Consider the following 19,863-nt stretch of genomic DNA (forward strand, 5'->3'; position numbering starts at 1 on the left):
GTCAGTTTTGCTCCTTTACTTCAATATGATTGGCAATTCTTTTTCCGAGAGCAAAACGTGTTCCGCGGAATTTCACAGTGAGTGAGCCTTTTTTCTGATTATTCATTATTGTGATAGTACTGCCTTCCGTAAGTCCCAAGGCTTCCAGACGGCGTTCCAGTTTTTCTTCCAGTTGAATGGAAACAACCTGATAGGAAGTATTACTGTTTCCCTGTTTTAATGTCATGTATGTATTCCTCTCTAATGTTAATGATAAATATTATCTATAATAATTCTTTTATAATATCATTTTTAAGAGAATATATCAATCTAAAAAGTATTGACAAATGTGTAAAACATCTATATGATTAATACACTCGTCTTAAGAAGTTCTGATGATTCTTTATAATCAATATTCGTACGGGGAATCCCCCGACAGGGAAATGATCTTCCCGAATTTCACAAAACGAGAAATCATAAAAGGAAAGGAGGGCAGTTACAGTAACTGGTTTTAGCAATTTAATTTTACAATTGAAGAAGGAGTAGTGCTTATGAAAAAAAGAAATTTCCCATGGAGTCCTTTTGTGCGGTTTCTGGCGGTGCTTTGTCTGGTTTTCTGTTGCGTGCCGGCGGTAAAAAGTGAGGCGAAAGATGTGTCGCTGAGAAGAGGCGAAGAAGTATTTTATGAAGGGTATTCAACGTTTTACTATTATATTGACGGAACCCTTGGATATTGTCTGGAACCAAAACGAAGTTCTCCGCATGACGGAACCTATATGTCAAAACAATTGACGAATGACACGCTTTTAAGTAAAACACTGTATTATGCGTATGGCAATCCGGGGTATCAGAAGTATTTGAAACCTGTATTTGGAGAAAACTGGCAGGAGAAGAAAAAAGCTTACAGTCTGTCGCATTGTATTCTGTCCTATGTATATGACGAATGCAAAGATTCAAGTGATGCATTTCTGGGATTAAGTGACACAATGAAGCAGAAAGTGAAAAGCTGTACGGCGAAGATTAAGACATTCCCGAAAATACCGGATCCGGATATTGCTTTTTCAGAGAAGACATTGACGGCTGTTTATGATAAAAATGAAAAAGTGCAAAAGACAAAAACTATCACCTGCAAGGGCGATGAAGATAATTCAATTGTCCTGAAACTGCCTGCGGATGTAATACTGGTAAATGAAACAAAAGGGACAAAAAAGACAGGAAATGTGACGGTTTACGGCGGCGATCGTTTTTATTTGAAGTGTCCGGTGGGAAAATGGAATGCCCAGACGTGGAAAACAGGCAACATTTATGGGAAAAACAGACAGAATTGGAGAAGTCTGGTGATTAATACCGGAGCAGGCGGACAGCACCTGGGAGTCGGGGAACTGGTAAGTGCGGATAATATTCCAACCAGTCTTGCGGTGCAATGGATTGAAAAGCCGGAACTTAAAGTGGAAAAGAGCGCTGACCGGGAAGATAAAAAATATAAAGTTGGTGACAGGATTACATATACGGTTGATGTGACGCAGCAGATTGAGAAGGCGGTTGCCTCAGGCGTTACGATCACAGACCGGATTCTAACGGAAGGAGTGAGACTTCTTCCGGATTCTATTATTCTGTATGACAAAGATCAAAGCGTTGTATCTGACGCGGTTATTTCTGTAAAAGAGAACACATATACAATTGAAACAAAACATTTTCTGGAAAGTATTCATTCCGGTGACAAATACACAGTGACTTATCAGGTGGAAATTCTGGATGAGAAACTGCTCGGAAAAGAGATTGAAAATGAAGTAATCGTCCGTGCCGATAATGCGGAAGATGTGGATGATACGGAAATCGTGACTGTGGAAGAATCGGAAAAACCAGAGAAACCAGAAAAACCGGAGAAACCGGAAAAACCGGCAGAAAAGAAGAAACCTGAGATTGTGAAAGTAGAGAAAAAGGCAGAAAAACCGTCAGTGAAGAAGAAAGAGATTGTAAAAACCGGAGACGAACAAGATTTGATACTTCTTACGGTCTTATGTATTCTTTCTTGCACTGTAATATTTACCTGTGGTAGAATAGCTCGTAAGACTAAGTAGAAGAATAGGAGGTTGTCGTGATGGGAATGACAATGACGCAGAAAATATTAGCTGCCCATGCAGGTCTTGATCATGTTGTGGCAGGACAGTTGATAGAAGCAAAGTTAGACGTAGTTATGGCAAATGATATTACCGGGCCAATGGCACTGCCGATTTTCAGACAGATGGCAGAGAAGGTATTTGACAAAGATAAAGTAGTACTTGTACCGGATCATTTTACGCCGAATAAAGATATTAAATCCGCAGAGAATTCAAAATCAATCCGCGAATTTGCAAAAGATCAAGGACTTTCCTGGTATTTTGAACAGGGAAAATCCGGTGTAGAGCATGCGATTCTTCCGGAAGCAGGTGTTGTAGCAGCAGGTGAATGTATTATCGGTGCAGATTCACATACCTGTACATATGGAGCACTGGGGGCATTTTCTACCGGTGTCGGAACAACTGATATTGCAACAGGTATGGCAACCGGAGAACTCTGGTTCAAAGTGCCAAGTGCATTAAAATTTGTCCTGAAAGGACAGCCGGGACCTTATGTGAGCGGTAAAGATATTATTATTCATATCATTGGTAAGATCGGTGTGGACGGAGCACTTTACAAATCTATGGAATTCACAGGTGAAGGAATTGCAGCTCTTTCCATGGATGACCGTTTTACAATGGCGAATATGGCGATTGAAGCAGGCGCAAAGAACGGAATCTTCCCGGTAGATGATCAGACAAAAGCTTATCTTAATGAGCATACGAAGAAAGCATATCAGGTCTATGAAGCGGATGAGGATGCAGAGTATGACGAAGTAATTGAGATCAATCTTTCCGAAGTACGTCCGACCGTTGCATTCCCACACCTTCCGGGTAATGCTAAGACAATCGATGAGATTGAAGCAATGGAACCGATCAAGATCGATCAGGTTGTAATCGGATCCTGTACAAATGGACGTATGGAAGACATGCGTAAGGCAGCAGCTATTTTAAAAGGACATAAAGTACATGAAGATGTGCGTGTAATGGTAATTCCGGCAACACAGAAAATTTACAAACAGTGTATCAAAGAAGGACTTCTTGATATTTTCGTAGATGCGGGCTGTGCCGTGAACACACCAAGCTGTGGACCGTGTATGGGCGGACATATGGGCGTTATGGCAGCAGGAGAAAAGTGTGTATCTACAACAAACCGTAATTTTGTAGGAAGAATGGGACATGTAGATTCCTTGATTTATCTTGCATCGCCGGAAGTAGCAGCAGCAAGTGCGATCGCAGGATGTATTGCAAATCCGGAGAAAGTGGGTGACAGATAATGAAGGCATTAGGACATGTATTTAAATATGGAGACAACGTAGACACAGATGTAATCATTCCGGCAAGATACCTGAATTCATTTGACGCGCAGGAGCTGGCAAGTCATGCAATGGCAGACATTGATCCGGACTTTGTGAATAAAGTAAAACCGGGAGATCTGATCGTGGCAAATAAGAACTTCGGATGTGGCTCATCCAGAGAGCATGCACCGCTCTGTCTTAAGACTGCAGGAGTAAGCTGCGTGATCGCAGAGACATTTGCAAGAATTTTTTACCGTAATTCTATTAATATCGGACTGCCGATCATCGAATGTCCGGAAGCTGCAAGAGGAATCGAAGCAGGCGATGAAGTGGAAGTAGATTTCGACAGTGGTAAGATTTACAACCGTACAAAAGGAACAGAATTCCAGGGACAGCCATTCCCGGAATTCATGCAGAAACTGATTGCAGCAGGCGGTCTTGTAAAATATACAAACAGCAAGAAGAAATAATAGCAAGAAAGACCAAAGGAAAGGTGGAAATATGAGTCTACATTACAAAAGTACCCGGAATTCCGAGTTAAAGGTAACTGCATCTGAAGCAATTTTAAAAGGGCTTGCTCCGGATGGCGGTTTATTTGTACCTTAAGAGATTCCAAAACTGGATGTTTCTATGGAGCAGTTAAAAAGTATGAGCTATCAGGAGATTGCTTATGAAGTAATGAAGCTGTTTCTGGCCGATTTTACAGAGGGAGAACTGAAAGGGTGCATTGAGAAAGCATATGACAGCAAGTTTGATACGGAAGAGATTGCATCTTTGGTAAAGGTATCGGATACTTACTATCTGGAGTTATTCCACGGTGCAACCATCGCATTTAAAGATATGGCACTTTCCATTCTGCCACATCTCCTTACGACTTCTGCGAAGAAGAATCACGTAGAGAATAAGATCGTGATCCTGACAGCGACATCCGGAGATACCGGAAAAGCTGCAATGGCAGGATTTGCAGATGTGGAAGGAACACAGATCATCGTGTTCTATCCGAAGAACGGTGTCAGTAAAGTACAGGAACTTCAGATGGTAACGCAGAAGGGAAGCAATGTAGATGTTGTTGCGATCCACGGCAATTTTGACAATGCGCAGAGCGGTGTCAAAGCAATGTTTGAAGACAAAGAACTTGCAGAAGAACTTGACGGCAAGGGATATCAGTTTTCATCAGCCAACTCTATTAATATCGGACGCCTGGTTCCGCAGGTTGTTTATTATGTATATGCATATGCAAAACTTTTGGAAAATGAAGAACTTGCGAACGGAGAAGAATTACAAGTTGTCGTTCCGACAGGTAATTTTGGAAATATTCTTGCAGCTTACTATGCAAAACAGATGGGTGTGCCGATTGGTAAACTGATCTGTGCATCGAATGAAAATAAAGTATTGTTTGATTTCTTCCAGACAGGAACTTATGATAAGAACCGTGAATTTGTGCTGACAACATCGCCATCTATGGATATCCTGATTTCCAGCAATCTGGAGCGTCTGATCTATGTAATTGCAGGCGAGGACAGCGATAAGACAAAAGAACTGATGGAAGCTTTGAAAAAAGATGGAACGTATACGGTTTCGGAAGATATGAAAGCAAAACTGTCTGATTTTGCTGCAGGATATGCCACAGAGGACGAGACGGCAGAGCAGATCCATGATGTCTATGATAAGACCGGTTATGTGATGGATACACATACAGCAGTTGCATCTTATGTATGCAGCCGGTATGAACAGTCAGAAAAGACAGGCAAGAAATATCTGATCGCGTCCACAGCAAGCCCATACAAATTCGTGAAGAGCGTTATGACAGCAATTGATGCAAAATATGCAGAAGAAGATGAATTTGCACTGCTTCCGAAATTGCAGGAGCTTTCACAGGTCGGTATGCCGCAGGCAATCAAAGACATTCTGGATGCAAATGTCCTGCATAATATCGAATGTGATGTAGATCAGATGGAAGAGACTGTAAAACAGATCCTGAACCGTTAGTCAAAAGAAGAGAAATACAGAAGATACGGAGGATAACGAAGAATGGAAGGTGTATTTGGAGTAATAGGTCTGGGACTCGGATTGTATTGCCTGTATGGATGTTACATGCTGAGATTCAAACATGAGATCAACCGGACGATCTTACTTCCGAAAAACGTGAATATTAAAAAGTGCAAAGATCTGGATGGATACTGTAAGGAGGCATTGCCGCCACTTTTAATACTTGGTATTGCAGCAACTTTATATGGTGCTTCCGATCTGTATAACACTTATATCGGAGAAGCGAAGACGGTATTTTATGTTTTCATGACCATTACGATCGTTGCGCTTGTGATTTACGCTGTAATGATTAAAAAAATCAATAATAAATATTTTAAAGCATAAGGAAATGCAAGATTGCGTATGCAATCTTGCATTTTTTAAATACCATAGACAAGGATTTAACGAAAAAAGGAAGATAAATGCATAAAAAATGTCTAAAACTTTCGAAAAAAGATTGTTAAAGTCTTGACTTTTTTTGGAGTAAATGAGATAATAGGAGCAAATGTTGTCGTGCACAGACAGGACAATGTAAATAATGAAGAAAAGAGGTTAATGTAAAATGGCAAAAATCGATTTAAGCAAGTATGGAATTACAGGAACTACAGAGATTGTTTATAATCCTTCTTATGAGATGTTATTTGAAGAAGAAACAAAACCTGAACTTGAAGGTTATGAAAAAGGACAGGAGAGCGAACTCGGAGCAGTGAATGTAATGACAGGTATCTATACCGGTCGTTCGCCAAAAGATAAATATATCGTAATGGATGAAAATTCCAAAGATACGGTATGGTGGACCTCTGATGAGTATAAAAATGATAACCACCCGGCATCAGAAGAGACATGGAAAGCTGTAAAAGAGATTGCACAGAAAGAACTTTCCGACAAGAAACTTTATGTTGTAGATGCATTCTGCGGTGCAAACAAAGATACACGTATGGCAATCCGCTTTATCGTAGAAGTTGCATGGCAGGCACACTTTGTAACAAATATGTTTATCAAACCAACAGAAGAAGAACTGAAGGATTTTGAGCCGGACTTCGTTGTTTACAATGCGTCAAAAGCAAAAGTTGAGAACTATAAAGAATTAGGACTGAATTCTGAGACAGCAGTAGTATTCAACATCACAAGCCGTGAGCAGGTAATCATCAATACATGGTATGGTGGAGAGATGAAGAAAGGTATGTTCTCTATGATGAACTACTATCTGCCATTAAAAGGTATTGCATCTATGCACTGCTCAGCAAATACAGATATGAACGGAGAGAATACAGCAATCTTCTTCGGACTTTCCGGAACAGGTAAGACAACGCTTTCTACTGATCCGAAGAGACTTCTGATCGGTGATGACGAGCACGGATGGGATGATAATGGAGTATTTAACTTTGAAGGTGGATGTTACGCAAAAGTTATCAACCTGGATAAAGAGTCTGAGCCGGATATTTATAATGCAATCAAACGTAACGCACTTCTTGAAAATGTTACACTGGACAAAGATGGTAAGATTGATTTCGCAGATAAGAGCGTGACAGAGAATACGCGTGTATCTTATCCAATCGATCACATTGAGAAGATCGTACGTCCGATATCAGCAGCACCGGCAGCTAAGAATGTAATCTTCCTGTCAGCAGATGCATTTGGAGTACTTCCTCCGGTATCTGTATTAACTCCGGAGCAGACAGAATATTACTTCCTGTCAGGATTTACAGCAAAACTTGCAGGAACAGAGCGTGGAATCACAGAGCCTACACCGACATTCTCAGCTTGTTTCGGACAGGCATTCCTGGAGTTACATCCGACAAAATATGCTCACGAATTAGTTAAAAAGATGAAAGCTAACGGAGCAAAAGCATATCTTGTTAATACAGGATGGAATGGAACAGGAAAACGTATCTCTATCAAAGATACTCGTGGAATCATTGATGCAATCTTAAGCGGAGATATTAAGAATGCACCGACAAAGACAATTCCATACTTCAACTTCGAAGTTCCGACAGAGCTCCCGGGCGTTGATACAGGAATCCTTGATCCAAGAGATACTTATGTCGATGCAACAGAGTGGGAGACAAAGGCAAAAGACCTCGCAGGAAGATTTGTTAAGAACTTTGCTAAATATGAAGGTAACGAAGATGGTAAGGCACTTGTATCTGCCGGACCACAGTTATAAGAAAACAGTTGTAAAATAGAGATTATTGGAGTATAATAATCTCAGTTGGAAACCTGAAATGTTCGATAACTTCTGTTATTTTGAACCTACAATACTTTAAACGGGACTCTTATTATCTCTGTAATATGTCAAGCCCTCATTTATGCAGGGGAAGGCAGAAAAGCAGATGCGGACACCCACCTAGCGGATGGCTAGGAGTCAAAATACAGAAACCGGCATTTTGGGGAATACAGAAGATAAGGCAGATGCCGCAGAACGATTAGCGATAATCCGATGCGGCATCTTCTTTTTATCCATATGTGAACAAAAAAGAGCTGTTAATGCAGCGAAAAGTACAAGAAACGTGTGGCTTTACGAATGTTACGAATGTATATGGAGGGATTCAGTTGAAATGTCAGAAAAATAGAAAACATCAAAAGAGTATTCGTTTGTGTGGCTGTATTCTCATTGCCGCTTTTTTTATTGTGTTACTCAGTGGAAAACTGCCGGAAGTAGCGAGGAGAAGACAAGTACGTGAAAGTGACAGGCAGAAACAGACATACAACAATACATATGAAATAGATGTGTCAAAAAAACAGACGGATAATACGAAAATAGCGAAAAAGAATCCAAAGATCCGTGTTCTCCTGATGACAACAGGATATACCCGGGCGTTTCATACGGAAGTGAAAGTTTCGGGAAAAGAAGGCTTGATATTAAGAATAGGAGCGAAAAAAGTTTCCGTACCTGCCGGAAAAACTGTGACGATAAAAGCTTCAAATCGGCGACTGAAAAAACATACAATAAAAATTCGTGCAAGAAAAGGTACGGTACAGGTTAAGAGCATACGAAGAGGTTATGGAACGCCGTCTTACAGCGGGACACTGGAACTTAAGTCTGCCGGAAAGAAGATCGCACTGATCAATGAACTTACGGTAGAAGATTATCTCTGTGCGGTTGTTCCGAGCGAGATGCCGGTGTCATATAAACTGGAAGCATTAAAAGCGCAGGCTGTCTGCGCGAGAAGCTATGCTTACCGGCAGATGGAGAACTATGCTTATCCGAAATACCGGGCGCATGTCAATGACAGTACAGATTATCAGGTATATGGCAATTCAAAGCAGGCGGATTCTGCTGTGAAAGCGGTCAGGCAGACAGCCGGAGAAACTGCAAAGTATAAAGGGAAAATTGCAACAACATACTATTATTCGACATCTTCCGGAAGAACGACGACAACTGCAGCGTGGGGAAGCACTTCATCAGCAGCTACCGGCTATCTGAAATCCGTCAGAGTCAGTGGAAAAAATGGGGATTATGAGAAAAATCTTCCATGGTACCGGTGGACAGTGGACGTAACGGCAGCAAGATTGTCAACGATTCTTTGTAAAAATACCGGAAAAGATGTCGGAAGTATCCGCAAGATATATATTTCAAAAAGAGGTCCGGGAAAAGTAGCGCTGGAACTTAAAGTAAAGGGAGACAAAGGAAATCTGACTATAAAAACAGAGAATAAAATCCGGTCAGCGCTTGCGGGAGATTATGATATCCGGAAACAGGACGGAAGTAAAGTGAAGTTTCGAACATTGCTTCCAAGTGCGTTTATTACAATTACGAAAAAAAAGAGCCAGATCCACATCCGGGGAGGCGGATTCGGACATGGAATCGGAATGAGCCAGACAGGAGCCAATGAAATGGCAAAACAGGGGAAAACTTACAAAGAAATATTGAAACTGTTTTATTCTGACATTACGGTAGAAAATTAATAATATGAAGAAAAACATCTAAGAAAATGTCTGCCGGTACGATAAAAGACAGATAATCGTAGACAAAGCGCATGAAATCAGTTAAAATGGGGTGCGAATGTCAGGAGAGAACTATGAAGAAAATAAAAGAAATCAGTTCAAAAATAATACAGATAACAACAGACATATCCCATGATCATGTAGGTGCGTATGCTGCACAGTCGGCATACTTTTTTATGCTGTGTCTGATTCCGATCATTCTGCTTCTTCTGACACTGGTGCGTTATACACCAGTGACGAAAGCAGATGTTATGGCGGCAGTGATCCAGGTGTTCCCGTCATCTGTGGAGACACTGATCACATCGATCGTGAATCAGGTTTACAACCAGTCAATGAGCATCATCCCGATCACGGTAGTTGTAGCGCTCTGGTCAGCAGGAAAAGGTGTACTTGCGATGTCTTCCGGACTGAACTGCATTTACAAATGCCATGAGACACGTAACTATTTTTATCTCCGTCTGCGGGCAACGATCTATACAGTGATGTTCTTGATCGTGATCATATTCCTGCTGCTGTTGTCTGTGTTTGGTAATACAATAAATATATTTATCACAAATCATGTAACGATCATGAAACAGATTGCTGACTGGCTGATTAAAACGCGTACGATCATTACGCCTATCACATTGATGATATTCTTCCTTTTGATCTATAAGTTTCTGCCAAACCGCAGGACAAAATTAAAAAGACAGATTCCGGGTGCGGTATTTGCAGCAATTGGCTGGATGATCATATCCTGGATTTTTTCTGTGTATGTAGATGTATTTCAGGGATTTTCGGATATGTACGGAAGTCTGACAACAATCGTGTTGATCATGCTTTGGATGTATTTCTGTATGTATACGATTCTACTTGGCGGTGTAGTGAATGTGATGGTATCAGATGAGATTTTTGGAGAATAGAACTTGACATCTCCGGGCTGTATGATACAATAATGAAGTATTAGAACTCAATCTATTTTTGGAAAAAGCAATGACCGTGTAAGTAGAGAATTATTTTCCGACAGAGAGAGAAGATCGCAGGCTGGAAGTCTTCTTCGGTTCAGATAAGGATTGAATTTCCCACGTAAGCTGTTTCTTTGAAACGGAGATAATCTGTAAGTAAGAGAAAACGTAACCTGCACGTTACGCAGAAGATAAGTGCCTGCCGCAAGTAATATGCTGCAGGAATCAGGGTGGTACCACGGGTAGAACCTCGTCCCTAGGGGATGAAGTTCTTTTTTTATTGCCACAGCATCTGGATGAAGTTGCCGTCGGCAGGTTCTGCAGGTGTCTGAATATGGACAGATATATTGATGAAGAAAGGGAGAAAAGAGATGCAGGAGAAGCTTAAAGCCATCAGAGAAGAAGCATTAAAAGCAATCGAACAGGCAGATATGCCTGAAAAACTGAATGATGTCCGCGTAAAATTCCTTGGTAAAAAGGGAGAGCTGACAGCCGTATTAAAGAGTATGAAAGATGTTGCCAAAGAAGACAGACCGAAGGTTGGTCAGATGGTCAATGAGACAAGAGAAGCAATTGAGAAGATATTAGAGGAAAGCAAGAGCAAAATGGAGCGTGCGATCCGTGAAGAGAAGATGAAACAGGAAGTAATCGATGTAACACTGCCGTCCAAGAAGAATATGGTCGGACACAGACATCCGAACACGATTGCACTGGAAGAAGTAGAGAGAATTTTCGTTGGTATGGGATATGAAGTTGTAGAAGGACCGGAAGTAGAATACGATCTGTACAACTTTGAAAAACTGAATATTCCGGCAGATCATCCGGCAAAAGATGAGCAGGATACGTTCTATATTAATAAAGATATCGTACTTCGTACCCAGACATCGCCGGTACAGGCACGAGTAATGGAACAGGGAAAACTCCCAATCCGTATGATCGCACCGGGACGTGTATTCCGTTCTGACGAAGTAGATGCAACACATTCTCCTTCTTTCCATCAGATCGAAGGACTTGTTATTGACAAAAACATTTCTTTCGCAGACCTGAAAGGTACACTGGAAGTATTTGCAAAAGAGTTATTCGGACCAGAGACAAAGACGAAATTCCGTCCGCATCATTTTCCATTTACAGAGCCAAGTGCAGAAGTTGATGTTACCTGCTTCAAATGCGGCGGAAAAGGATGCCGTTTCTGTAAAGGATCCGGATGGATTGAGATTCTTGGCTGTGGTATGGTACATCCACATGTACTGGAAATGTGTGGAATTGATCCGGATGAATATACAGGATTTGCATTTGGTGTAGGTCTGGAACGTATTGCACTGTTAAAATACGAAATTGATGACATGAGACTGTTATATGAAAATGATATCCGATTTTTAAAACAGTTTTAAACGATAGATGAAGGACGCGAAAGGAGTAATAAGATGAATACATCATTATCATGGATAAAAGCATATGTTCCGGATCTTGACGTGACAGCACAGGAATATACCGATGCAATGACACTGACCGGAACAAAAGTAGAAGGATTTGAAAAGATGGATGCAGATCTGGACAAGATCGTAGTCGGACAGATTGATAAGATCGAGAAGCATCCGGATGCTGACAAGCTGATTATCTGTCAGGTAAATATCGGAACAGAATCCATTCAGATCGTAACGGGTGCACCGAATGTAAAAGAAGGTGACAAAGTACCGGTTGTTCTGGACGGCGGACGTGTTGCAGGCGGACATGAGCCGGGACAGAGAGTTGCCGGTGGAATCAAGATCAAAAAAGGAAAATTACGTGGAGTAGAGAGTAACGGTATGATGTGCTCGATCGAAGAGCTGGGATCAAACCGTGACATGTATCCGGATGCACCGGAATACGGAATCTATATTTTCCCGGAAGATACAGAAGTCGGAGCAGATGCCATTGAAGTACTGGGACTGCACGATGTTGTATTTGAATATGAGATCACATCAAACCGTGTAGACTGCTACAGTGTTGTTGGTATTGCAAGAGAGGCGGCAGCAACTTTCCACAAAGAATTTTGCCCGCCGGTTGTAACAACAACAGGAAATGACGAAGATGTCAATGATTACATCAAAGTTACTGTAAAAAATACAGACCTCTGCCCGAGATACTGTGCAAGAATTGTAAAGAATATCAAGATTGCACCGTCACCGGAATGGATGCAGAGAAGACTGGCTTCCGTAGGAATCCGTCCGATCAATAACCTCGTAGATATTACAAACTATGTAATGGAAGAATACGGACAGCCAATGCATGCTTATGATCTGGACACGATTGCCAATCATGAGATTATTGTCCGTACTGCAGAAGCAGATGAGAAATTTACAACACTGGATGGACAGGAAAGACAGATGGATGAAGACGTTCTGATGATTTGCGACGGCGAGAAATCTATCGGTATTGCCGGAATCATGGGTGGTGAGAACTCCATGATCACAGACAATGTAAAGACAATGCTTTTTGAAGCAGCATGTTTTGACGGAACAAACATCCGTAAATCAAGCAAGAGAGTCGGACTTCGTACAGATGCTTCCGGTAAATTCGAAAAAGGTCTGGATCCGAACAATGCACAGGCTGCAATCGACCGTGCATGCCAGCTCATTGAAGAGATGGGAGCCGGAGAAGTTGTCGGCGGTATGGTAGATGTATATGGAAAGAAGAAAGAGCCGGTACGTGTGCCATTTGATTCGGAAGCAATCAACAATCTGCTTGGAACAGAGATCGCAGAAGAAGATATGCTCGGATACTTCAAGAAGATTGATCTGGAATATGACAAAGAGAAGAGAGAAGTGATCGCTCCGACTTTCCGTCATGACCTGTTCCGCATGGCTGACCTTGCAGAAGAAGTTGCAAGATTCTATGGATATGATAATATCCCGACAACACTTCCGAGAGGAGAGGCAACAACAGGTAAATTATCATTCAAGCTGAGAGTGGAAGAGATTGCGCGTGATATCGCGGAGTTCTGTGGATTCAGCCAGGGAATGACTTATTCATTTGAAAGCCCGAAGGTATTTGATAAATTACTGTTGCCGGAGGATTCACCGCTTCGCCAAACAGTTGACATTGTGAATCCGCTGGGAGAAGATTACAGCGTAATGAGAACAACATCCTTAAATGGTATGCTGACTTCTCTTGCAACAAACTACAACAGAAGAAATAAAAATGTAAGATTATATGAGCTTGGTAATGTATATCTGCCAAAGGCTCTGCCACTTACAGAACTGCCGGAAGAGCGTATGCAGTTTACACTTGGAATGTATGGAGACGGAGATTTCTTCAGTATGAAAGGTGTTGTAGAAGAGTTCTTTGAAAAAGTAGGACTTCATAAAAAAGAAACTTACGATCCGAATGCCGGAAAGACATATCTGCATCCGGGACGTCAGGCAAATATCATTTATGATGGAACAGTTGTCGGATATTTAGGAGAAGTACATCCGGATGTTGCAGACAATTACGGAATCGGAACAAGAGCTTACATTGCTGTTATTGATATGCCGGAGATTGTGAAGAAGGCAACCTTTGACAGAAAATATACGGGAATTGCCAAATTCCCGGCAGTTACCAGAGATATTAGTATGGTAATGCCGAAAGAGATTCTTGTCGGACAGGTAGAAGAAGTCATCGAGAAGAAGGGTGGCGCTTATTTGGAGAGCTATGCACTGTTTGATATTTACGAAGGAGAACAGATTAAGAAAGGCTTTAAGTCCGTAGCATATTCTATCGTATTCCGTGCAAAGGATAAGACACTGGAAGAGGCAGAGATTACAAGTGCTATGAACAAGATTTTGGCAGGACTGGAAGCGCTTGGAATCGAACTTCGTAAATAAACAGTTCATTCACAGAAAGGAAAGGTAATTTCCAAAATGAAAAAGAAACAGATCATAGGCCTGCTTATAGCAGGTCTTCTGTTCGCTGTGATCGGAGTGATCAGTGTATTTGTAAATACAGCGGCAGAAAGTATTATAGGGGATGCAGCAGAAGAGATCCTTGCAGGTGGCAGTAATTTTGATCCACCGGATGACGATTACATTGCAGTTGTGAAAGTGCAGGGAACGATTCAGGAACAGGCATCAGACACGACAGATATTCTGAGCGGACAGAACAGTGGTTATCAGCATGATACGACAATGGAGTATCTGGATGAACTTATGGATGACGAAAATAATAAAGGAATTTTGCTTTATGTAGATTCGCCGGGTGGAGCAGTCTACGAATCGGAAGAATTGTATGACAAACTGATGGAATACAAGAAGATAACCAAACAGCCAATCTGGACTTATATGGCACATTATGCTGCTTCGGGAGGTTATATGGCTTCTGTATCATCAGATAAAATCTATGCAAATAAGAATACAGTGACCGGTTCCATCGGAGTTATTATGTCCGGTTATGACCTGACAGGCTTATACAAGAAACTGGGCATCCGCTATGTGAGTATTACGAGCGGTAAAAATAAAGATTCCAGCAGACTGACAAAAGAGCAGGTGAAGATATACCAGTCACAGGTAGATGAGTGTTACGAAGCGTTTGTATCCAAAGTAGCTGACGGAAGAAAAATATCCAAAGAACAGGTGAAAAAGCTGGCTGATGGAAGAACTTACACAGCAACGCAGGCAAAAAATAATGGTCTGATCGATAAAATCAGCAGTTATGATGAGATGCAGGATGAAATGAGTGACAAACTTAAGACGGATGAATTCTATGAGCCGGAGCGTAAGACGAGCCTGCTGGATGAACTATTTGCGAAAGCAGGAAGTCTGGTTCCAAAGTCAGAGGCACAGGTATTGAAAGAGACTGCCGAAGAATGTAAAAGCGGAGGACTGATGTATTATGCAGAGGGATTGCAATAGTGAAAATCTGGAATACGCAGGATTCTGGGTAAGGTTTGCTGCATATGTGCTGGATCATATGATTATCTTTTTTGGACTTATCGGAGTCCGTCTGGTATTGGCGCTTGCTTCATTTGTATTAGGGCTTCTTGAGATTAACATATTGAATACGAATGTTTTGTTTCAATATTCCTTAAAAGATGTTGCACTTTATATTTGTCAGGTGTTATATTTTATTATATGTACTTACGAAACCGGAACAACTTTTGGAAAGCGCGTATTCCATCTTAAGGTTGTAAGTGCAAAAGAAGAAAGATTAGGTCTGTTCGATATTGTGTACAGAGAGACCATAGGACGATTTCTGTGCCACGTATCGTTAGGATTTGGCTATCTGCTGGCAGGATTGGATCAGCAGAAATGTGGACTGCATGACAGACTCAGTGATACGAGAGTTGTATATGCAAAGAAAATAAAGGAGATTCATATAGAAAATGAAAACACAGGATTTTTATTATGATCTGCCGGAAGAATTGATTGCACAGGATCCGATTGAGGATCGTTCCAGCTCCAGGCTGCTTGTCCTTGACAAGAAGTCTGGGGCTGTTTCCCATCATGTATTTAAAGAGATTATTGACTATCTGCATGAGGGAGACTGTCTGGTTATCAATGACACGAAGGTAATTCCGGCAAGACTGATTGGTTCCAAAGTAGGAACAAATGCAAAGATTGAGATTTTATTATTAAAAAGAAAAAGCGACAACACCTGGGAGACACTTGTAAAACCGGGGAAAAAGGCAAAAGTCGGAGCGAAGATCAGCTTCGGTGACGGACTTTTGATCGGAGAAGTTGTAGATATTGTAGAGGAGGGAAATCGTCTGATCCGGTTTACTTATGACGGGATTTTTGAAGAGATCCTTGACCAGCTTGGCCAGATGCCGCTTCCTCCTTACATCACACATCAACTGGAGGATAAGAATCGTTATCAGACTGTTTATGCGAAGCATAACGGCTCGGCAGCAGCGCCGACAGCAGGACTGCATTTTACACCGGAGCTTCTGGAAGCGATTAAGAAGAAAGGCGTGGATATCGCAAGTGTGACATTGCATGTCGGGCTTGGAACTTTCCGACCGGTGAAGGTAGATGAGATCACAGAACATCATATGCATTCGGAATTTTTCCAGATTACAGAAGAAGCAGCACAGAAGATCAATCATGCAAAAGAAAACGGCGGAAGAGTAATTTGTGTCGGAACGACAAGTTGCCGTACGATCGAATCCGCGGCAGATGAAGACGGGCATTTAAAAGCATGTAGCGGCTGGACAGAGATTTTTATCTATCCGGGATATAAGTTCAAGGTTTTAGACTGCCTGATCACGAATTTCCATTTGCCGGAGTCTACGCTGGTAATGCTTGTATCAGCACTTGCCGGAAGAGAGCATGTCCTTGCGGCATATGAAGAGGCAGTGAAAGAGAGATATCGATTTTTTTCGTTTGGAGATGCGATGTTTATCCAGTAAAATGGATACATAAAGAAGGGAGAAAAGATGCAGCAGATAATAAGTGGCAAAAAGGGATCGAACCGAGTAGCGCTTTTCTGTACAGCAGGAGTTCTGATCGGATTATTCAGCCACCTTTATGAGAAAGATACATTTTTTATAACAAAAGGAATACTGGGGCTTCCATACAAGATCAGTGAAGCAATCTATCAGTTTATGATTGGAACAGATGCGGCAGACGCAGAAGAGACTCTGGCGAATCTGAATACGGATTTTTTTCCACACAGTCTGATTGCCACAGGGATGGCAAGATGGATCACACCTATGCTGATTGGTTTATTTCTGGTGGGGTCCTTTGCGTATTTTACAGGAGATAAGAAAATATTTACGTTGCAGAGATATACACACTTTCTTTATGGAAATATTATTGTGATCGCAATGCTGATCTGTCTGACTTATGGCATTAATAAAAAGGCAGTCAGTGATTGTGGAGAGCTGAAAGGCATCAATACATTTGTATTTCAGAGTTCCCAGATGATCAGTGAGGAATTTTCGGGAAAATCAGCGCAAACTTTGAAAGATAGTTTACAGAAAGGTCTGAAAAAGGATCCGAGAATCACAAGAAATTATGAGGATGAGATAGAAATCGGGCTTATTATGGGGAATAAGACAAGATTTACAGATGCTTATGTAAATCCGCAAAAATGTTATATTGTGATAAATGACATTACAATTTATCATGTAGATAAGAAATTTGCAAACTATGTAAAACAGTATAAGATATCCGGTGATATTCCGGAATTCCGGAAACTGTAGGAGAAAGTATGATACGAGAAAGAGAGAATAAAAAAGAGCAGATTACTTTTTTGACGCTTACATTTTTGGTTGTATATAGTTGTTCCTATCTGTTATCGGATACTTTTGGACGTTTTATGCTGAGATATGGGAATCCGTTTGTCAGTTCGGCAAATCAGCCGGTCAGTTATATGAATCTTGCTTTCACGGTGTTGGTACTGACTCTGGTGATAACGATTCGGCTTCTTATTAAAAGAACAGATTTTAAGAAAACAGTATCAGCGCTGGCTGTAGGGGGATGCCTTACGGCTTTGATTGTTGCAGGATATTTTGTAAATTGTAATTTTACGGCATCTGCCATGGAAGACAGAGCGGTGCTGGATCATTTTTTCTATAAAACATCCGATGAAAAATTAAATGAAAAATACGATGAAAATGAAACGAAAGAGATCATCCGCTTATGTAAACAGTTAAAACCGGTTTCTGAAAACGAGCAGAGAAAGCTTGAGAAGAATTACCGGAAGAACGGAGAATCTTCGGATGTGGTGTCAATAACTGTTATTTATGAAGAGTCTTTTGGACAGAATCTGGATATCAATATTAACATAGACGGAAATAAGATTTATGTTGATAAAGGAACCGGACTTCATGACAAAGAAGTTGTCGTGTTTTTTAAGGACAATGGGTTGACAAAATATTTTCGGTAAAAGGATTGCTTTCTTCTCTGTTTTTTTGTATGCTTGATGAGGAGTTTTCAAAAAAGTGGGGATAAGAGTATGAACGAAAAAAAGAAAATATGCTGTACGTTTGAGAATGTGAAAGAAGTTGCAGTTATGTCGGTTGCCGTGGGGATCATTGCATCGGCTGTTTACTTTTTCCTGATTCCGAGCCAGACATCAATCAGCAGTGTATCGGCGCTGGCAATCATTCTTGCACATTATGTGTCGCTTCCGGTATCGAGTGTTACCATGATCCTGAATGTAGTTCTGCTGGTGATCGGATTTCTGACCTGTGGGAAAGAATTTGGCGCGAAGACAGTATATACCAGTATTTTACTGCCGCTTTATCTGGCAGTCTTTGAGAAAATTTTTCCGGATTTTCAGTCTCTGACAGAAAGTACGGAACTGGATGTGTTATGTTATATTTTAGTTGTAAGTATCGGACTCGGCATTTTGTTCAATATGAATGCATCTTCCGGTGGATTGGATATCGTAGCGAAGATGATGAACAAGTATCTGCATATTGAACTGGGAAAGGCAATGTCCATTTCCGGGATGTGTGTAGCGCTTTCTTCAGCGCTGATTTATGATAAGAAAGCAGTTGTTTTGAGTATACTGGGTACATACTTCAACGGAATTGTGCTGGATCATTTTATATTTGGACAGAATGTGAAACGTCGTGTTTGCATCATTACAAAATATGAACAGGAAGTGCGGGAGTTTATCCTGCATGAATTGCACAGTGGTGCGACATTCTATGAAGCAATCGGTGCATATAATATGGAAAAATACAGAGAAATCATTACAATTGTGGATAAAAACGAGTATCAGAAACTAATGAATTACATTATCCACAAAGATCCGGAAGCTTTTGTTACGGTTTACACAGTGGCAGATATGCGCTATCGACCGAAAGTCAGATCGTTTTAAAAGAGGCGGAAGAAAGGAAGAGGAAATAAAAAATGGAAAAGATGGACGTGCTGGAGATGTTAAGAGAAGCAGAAGATATATATGTCATATATTCGGCTTGTACGAATATGCCATTTGTCTACTGTGATCCGGAGACTTATGATGATGAAGTGATCCTATTTGACAGTGAAGAAGAAGCAAAAAAACAGGCAGACAGAATGTTGGATGCCAAAATTCCGGTAAGACTTGTAAATGTGAAGAAGGAACACAGACTGGAATTTTTCACAGGTCTGTTTCCGATGGGAGTAAACTGTATTCTGGTTTGTACCGGTGAAGAGAAAGTGCAGGTACAGTTAAATGATCTGGTTATAAGAACAGCAGAAGAGGATCTTCCGGAGGATGAACCGAGAATTGAGAATCCGGAACTTCACCTGACAGCGCTTTATTTTGTACAGGAGCTTCGCCGAAATCCGGAAGAGATGACAGAAGAGATGGATGCGTTGAATGAAGAGATGATGGCGCATTTCTATGAAGGAAAATATCTGGTTGCAGTACAGGAAGACAATCAGATTCCGGCACTTCGCAGAACAAGTGGAAAAGTATATCAGCCAATCTTTACAGATCTGATGGAATTTGTAAAGTTTGATAAGGAACAGAAATACAGAGCATTGATCATGGATGCAGAGACGGTAGCAAAGCAGCTCCCGGATGGGATGGAAGGTGTAGCGATCAATCCATTTGGAGTAAATGTGCTGCTTGATATTTCAAAATCTACAGCAAGTGAAGAAGAATAAATGATGA

General features: G+C 41.1%; 17 protein-coding genes, 1 other RNA gene, 1 pseudogene and 1 other annotated feature. Of the genes and pseudogenes, 18 read left to right on the plus strand and 1 reads right to left on the minus strand.

The features are described 5' to 3' along the window. Nucleotide 1 precedes the first annotated feature (1 nt). Nucleotides 2-226, minus strand: a complete 225-nt coding sequence (locus DW125_RS11785) for a FeoA family protein (RefSeq protein WP_021861242.1) — start codon at nt 224-226, stop codon at nt 2-4. Between the two features lie 304 nt (nt 227-530). Here DW125_RS11785 and DW125_RS11790 point away from each other — a divergent pair, with 304 nt between their 5' ends. The 18 genes and pseudogenes from DW125_RS11790 to DW125_RS11875 all read left to right on the plus strand — a co-directional run bounded on the left by DW125_RS11790 (nt 531) and on the right by DW125_RS11875 (nt 19,856). Next, on the plus strand, nt 531-2,060 hold the full coding sequence (locus DW125_RS11790) for an isopeptide-forming domain-containing fimbrial protein (protein ID WP_117538265.1): 1,530 nt from the start codon (nt 531-533) through the stop codon (nt 2,058-2,060). 20 nt (nt 2,061-2,080) lie between these two features. Further along, nucleotides 2,081-3,355, plus strand: coding sequence for a 3-isopropylmalate dehydratase large subunit (gene leuC / locus DW125_RS11795; RefSeq protein WP_117538266.1), 1,275 nt, complete (start codon nt 2,081-2,083; stop codon nt 3,353-3,355). Continuing rightward, complete coding sequence (locus DW125_RS11800) at nt 3,355-3,846, plus strand: 3-isopropylmalate dehydratase small subunit (RefSeq protein WP_117538267.1); 492 nt, start codon at nt 3,355-3,357, stop codon at nt 3,844-3,846. Before leuC ends, DW125_RS11800 begins: the two co-directional genes overlap by 1 nt. Before the next feature lie 31 nt (nt 3,847-3,877). Beyond that, a pseudogene (thrC, locus tag DW125_RS11805) lies at nt 3,878-5,365 on the plus strand (threonine synthase). Nucleotides 5,366-5,407: 42 nt separating this feature from the next. After that, complete coding sequence (locus DW125_RS11810) at nt 5,408-5,749, plus strand: hypothetical protein (RefSeq protein WP_021861247.1); 342 nt, start codon at nt 5,408-5,410, stop codon at nt 5,747-5,749. 217 nt (nt 5,750-5,966) lie between these two features. Further along, nucleotides 5,967-7,571: a phosphoenolpyruvate carboxykinase (ATP) gene (gene pckA, locus DW125_RS11815; protein ID WP_021861248.1), complete on the plus strand. Its 1,605-nt coding sequence runs from the start codon at nt 5,967-5,969 to the stop codon at nt 7,569-7,571. Nucleotides 7,572-7,618: 47 nt separating this feature from the next. Continuing rightward, nucleotides 7,619-7,802: non-coding RNA, 6S RNA (gene ssrS, locus DW125_RS11820), on the plus strand. 155 nt (nt 7,803-7,957) lie between these two features. Then, nucleotides 7,958-9,313 carry a SpoIID/LytB domain-containing protein gene (locus tag DW125_RS11825; RefSeq protein WP_242992985.1) on the plus strand — a complete coding sequence of 452 codons (1,356 nt, stop codon included), beginning with the start codon at nt 7,958-7,960 and terminating at the stop codon, nt 9,311-9,313. Nucleotides 9,314-9,426: 113 nt separating this feature from the next. After that, on the plus strand, nt 9,427-10,254 hold the full coding sequence (locus DW125_RS11830; protein ID WP_021861250.1) for a YihY/virulence factor BrkB family protein: 828 nt from the start codon (nt 9,427-9,429) through the stop codon (nt 10,252-10,254). 61 nt (nt 10,255-10,315) lie between these two features. Continuing rightward, nucleotides 10,316-10,557, plus strand: a binding site (T-box leader). A 110-nt stretch (nt 10,558-10,667) separates the two neighbouring features. Next, nucleotides 10,668-11,687, plus strand: coding sequence for a phenylalanine--tRNA ligase subunit alpha (gene pheS, locus DW125_RS11835; protein ID WP_021861251.1), 1,020 nt, complete (start codon nt 10,668-10,670; stop codon nt 11,685-11,687). Between the two features lie 33 nt (nt 11,688-11,720). Beyond that, nucleotides 11,721-14,141 (plus strand): phenylalanine--tRNA ligase subunit beta, encoded by a 2,421-nt coding sequence (pheT, locus tag DW125_RS11840; protein WP_117538268.1) that lies wholly within the window; start codon nt 11,721-11,723, stop codon nt 14,139-14,141. Nucleotides 14,142-14,177: 36 nt separating this feature from the next. Continuing rightward, nucleotides 14,178-15,164 (plus strand): signal peptide peptidase SppA, encoded by a 987-nt coding sequence (gene sppA, locus DW125_RS11845; RefSeq protein ID WP_021861253.1) that lies wholly within the window; start codon nt 14,178-14,180, stop codon nt 15,162-15,164. Further along, a complete protein-coding gene (locus tag DW125_RS11850) occupies nt 15,145-15,660 on the plus strand; it encodes an RDD family protein (RefSeq protein ID WP_021861254.1) in 516 nt (171 codons plus the stop codon). The genes sppA and DW125_RS11850 overlap by 20 nt, the downstream gene beginning before the upstream one ends. Continuing rightward, nucleotides 15,635-16,660: a tRNA preQ1(34) S-adenosylmethionine ribosyltransferase-isomerase QueA gene (gene queA, locus DW125_RS11855; protein WP_117538269.1), complete on the plus strand. Its 1,026-nt coding sequence runs from the start codon at nt 15,635-15,637 to the stop codon at nt 16,658-16,660. The genes DW125_RS11850 and queA overlap by 26 nt, the downstream gene beginning before the upstream one ends. 27 nt (nt 16,661-16,687) lie before the next feature. After that, nucleotides 16,688-17,455 carry a hypothetical protein gene (locus DW125_RS11860; protein WP_117538270.1) on the plus strand — a complete coding sequence of 256 codons (768 nt, stop codon included), beginning with the start codon at nt 16,688-16,690 and terminating at the stop codon, nt 17,453-17,455. Nucleotides 17,456-17,463: 8 nt separating this feature from the next. Next, the gene (locus DW125_RS11865) at nt 17,464-18,141 is read left to right on the plus strand and encodes a hypothetical protein (protein WP_021861257.1); all 678 of its coding nucleotides are present in this window, start codon (nt 17,464-17,466) and stop codon (nt 18,139-18,141) included. Nucleotides 18,142-18,267: 126 nt separating this feature from the next. Continuing rightward, nucleotides 18,268-19,083 carry a YitT family protein gene (locus tag DW125_RS11870; RefSeq protein ID WP_442873168.1) on the plus strand — a complete coding sequence of 272 codons (816 nt, stop codon included), beginning with the start codon at nt 18,268-18,270 and terminating at the stop codon, nt 19,081-19,083. A gap of 32 nt (nt 19,084-19,115) precedes the next feature. Further along, complete coding sequence (locus DW125_RS11875; RefSeq protein WP_021861259.1) at nt 19,116-19,856, plus strand: SseB family protein; 741 nt, start codon at nt 19,116-19,118, stop codon at nt 19,854-19,856. The last annotated feature ends 7 nt before the right edge of the window (nt 19,857-19,863 follow it).

Origin of the sequence: Dorea sp. AM10-31 (assembly GCF_003435815.1) — a bacterium.
GTDB classification, from domain to species: Bacteria; Bacillota; Clostridia; order Lachnospirales; family Lachnospiraceae; genus Dorea_D; species Dorea_D hominis.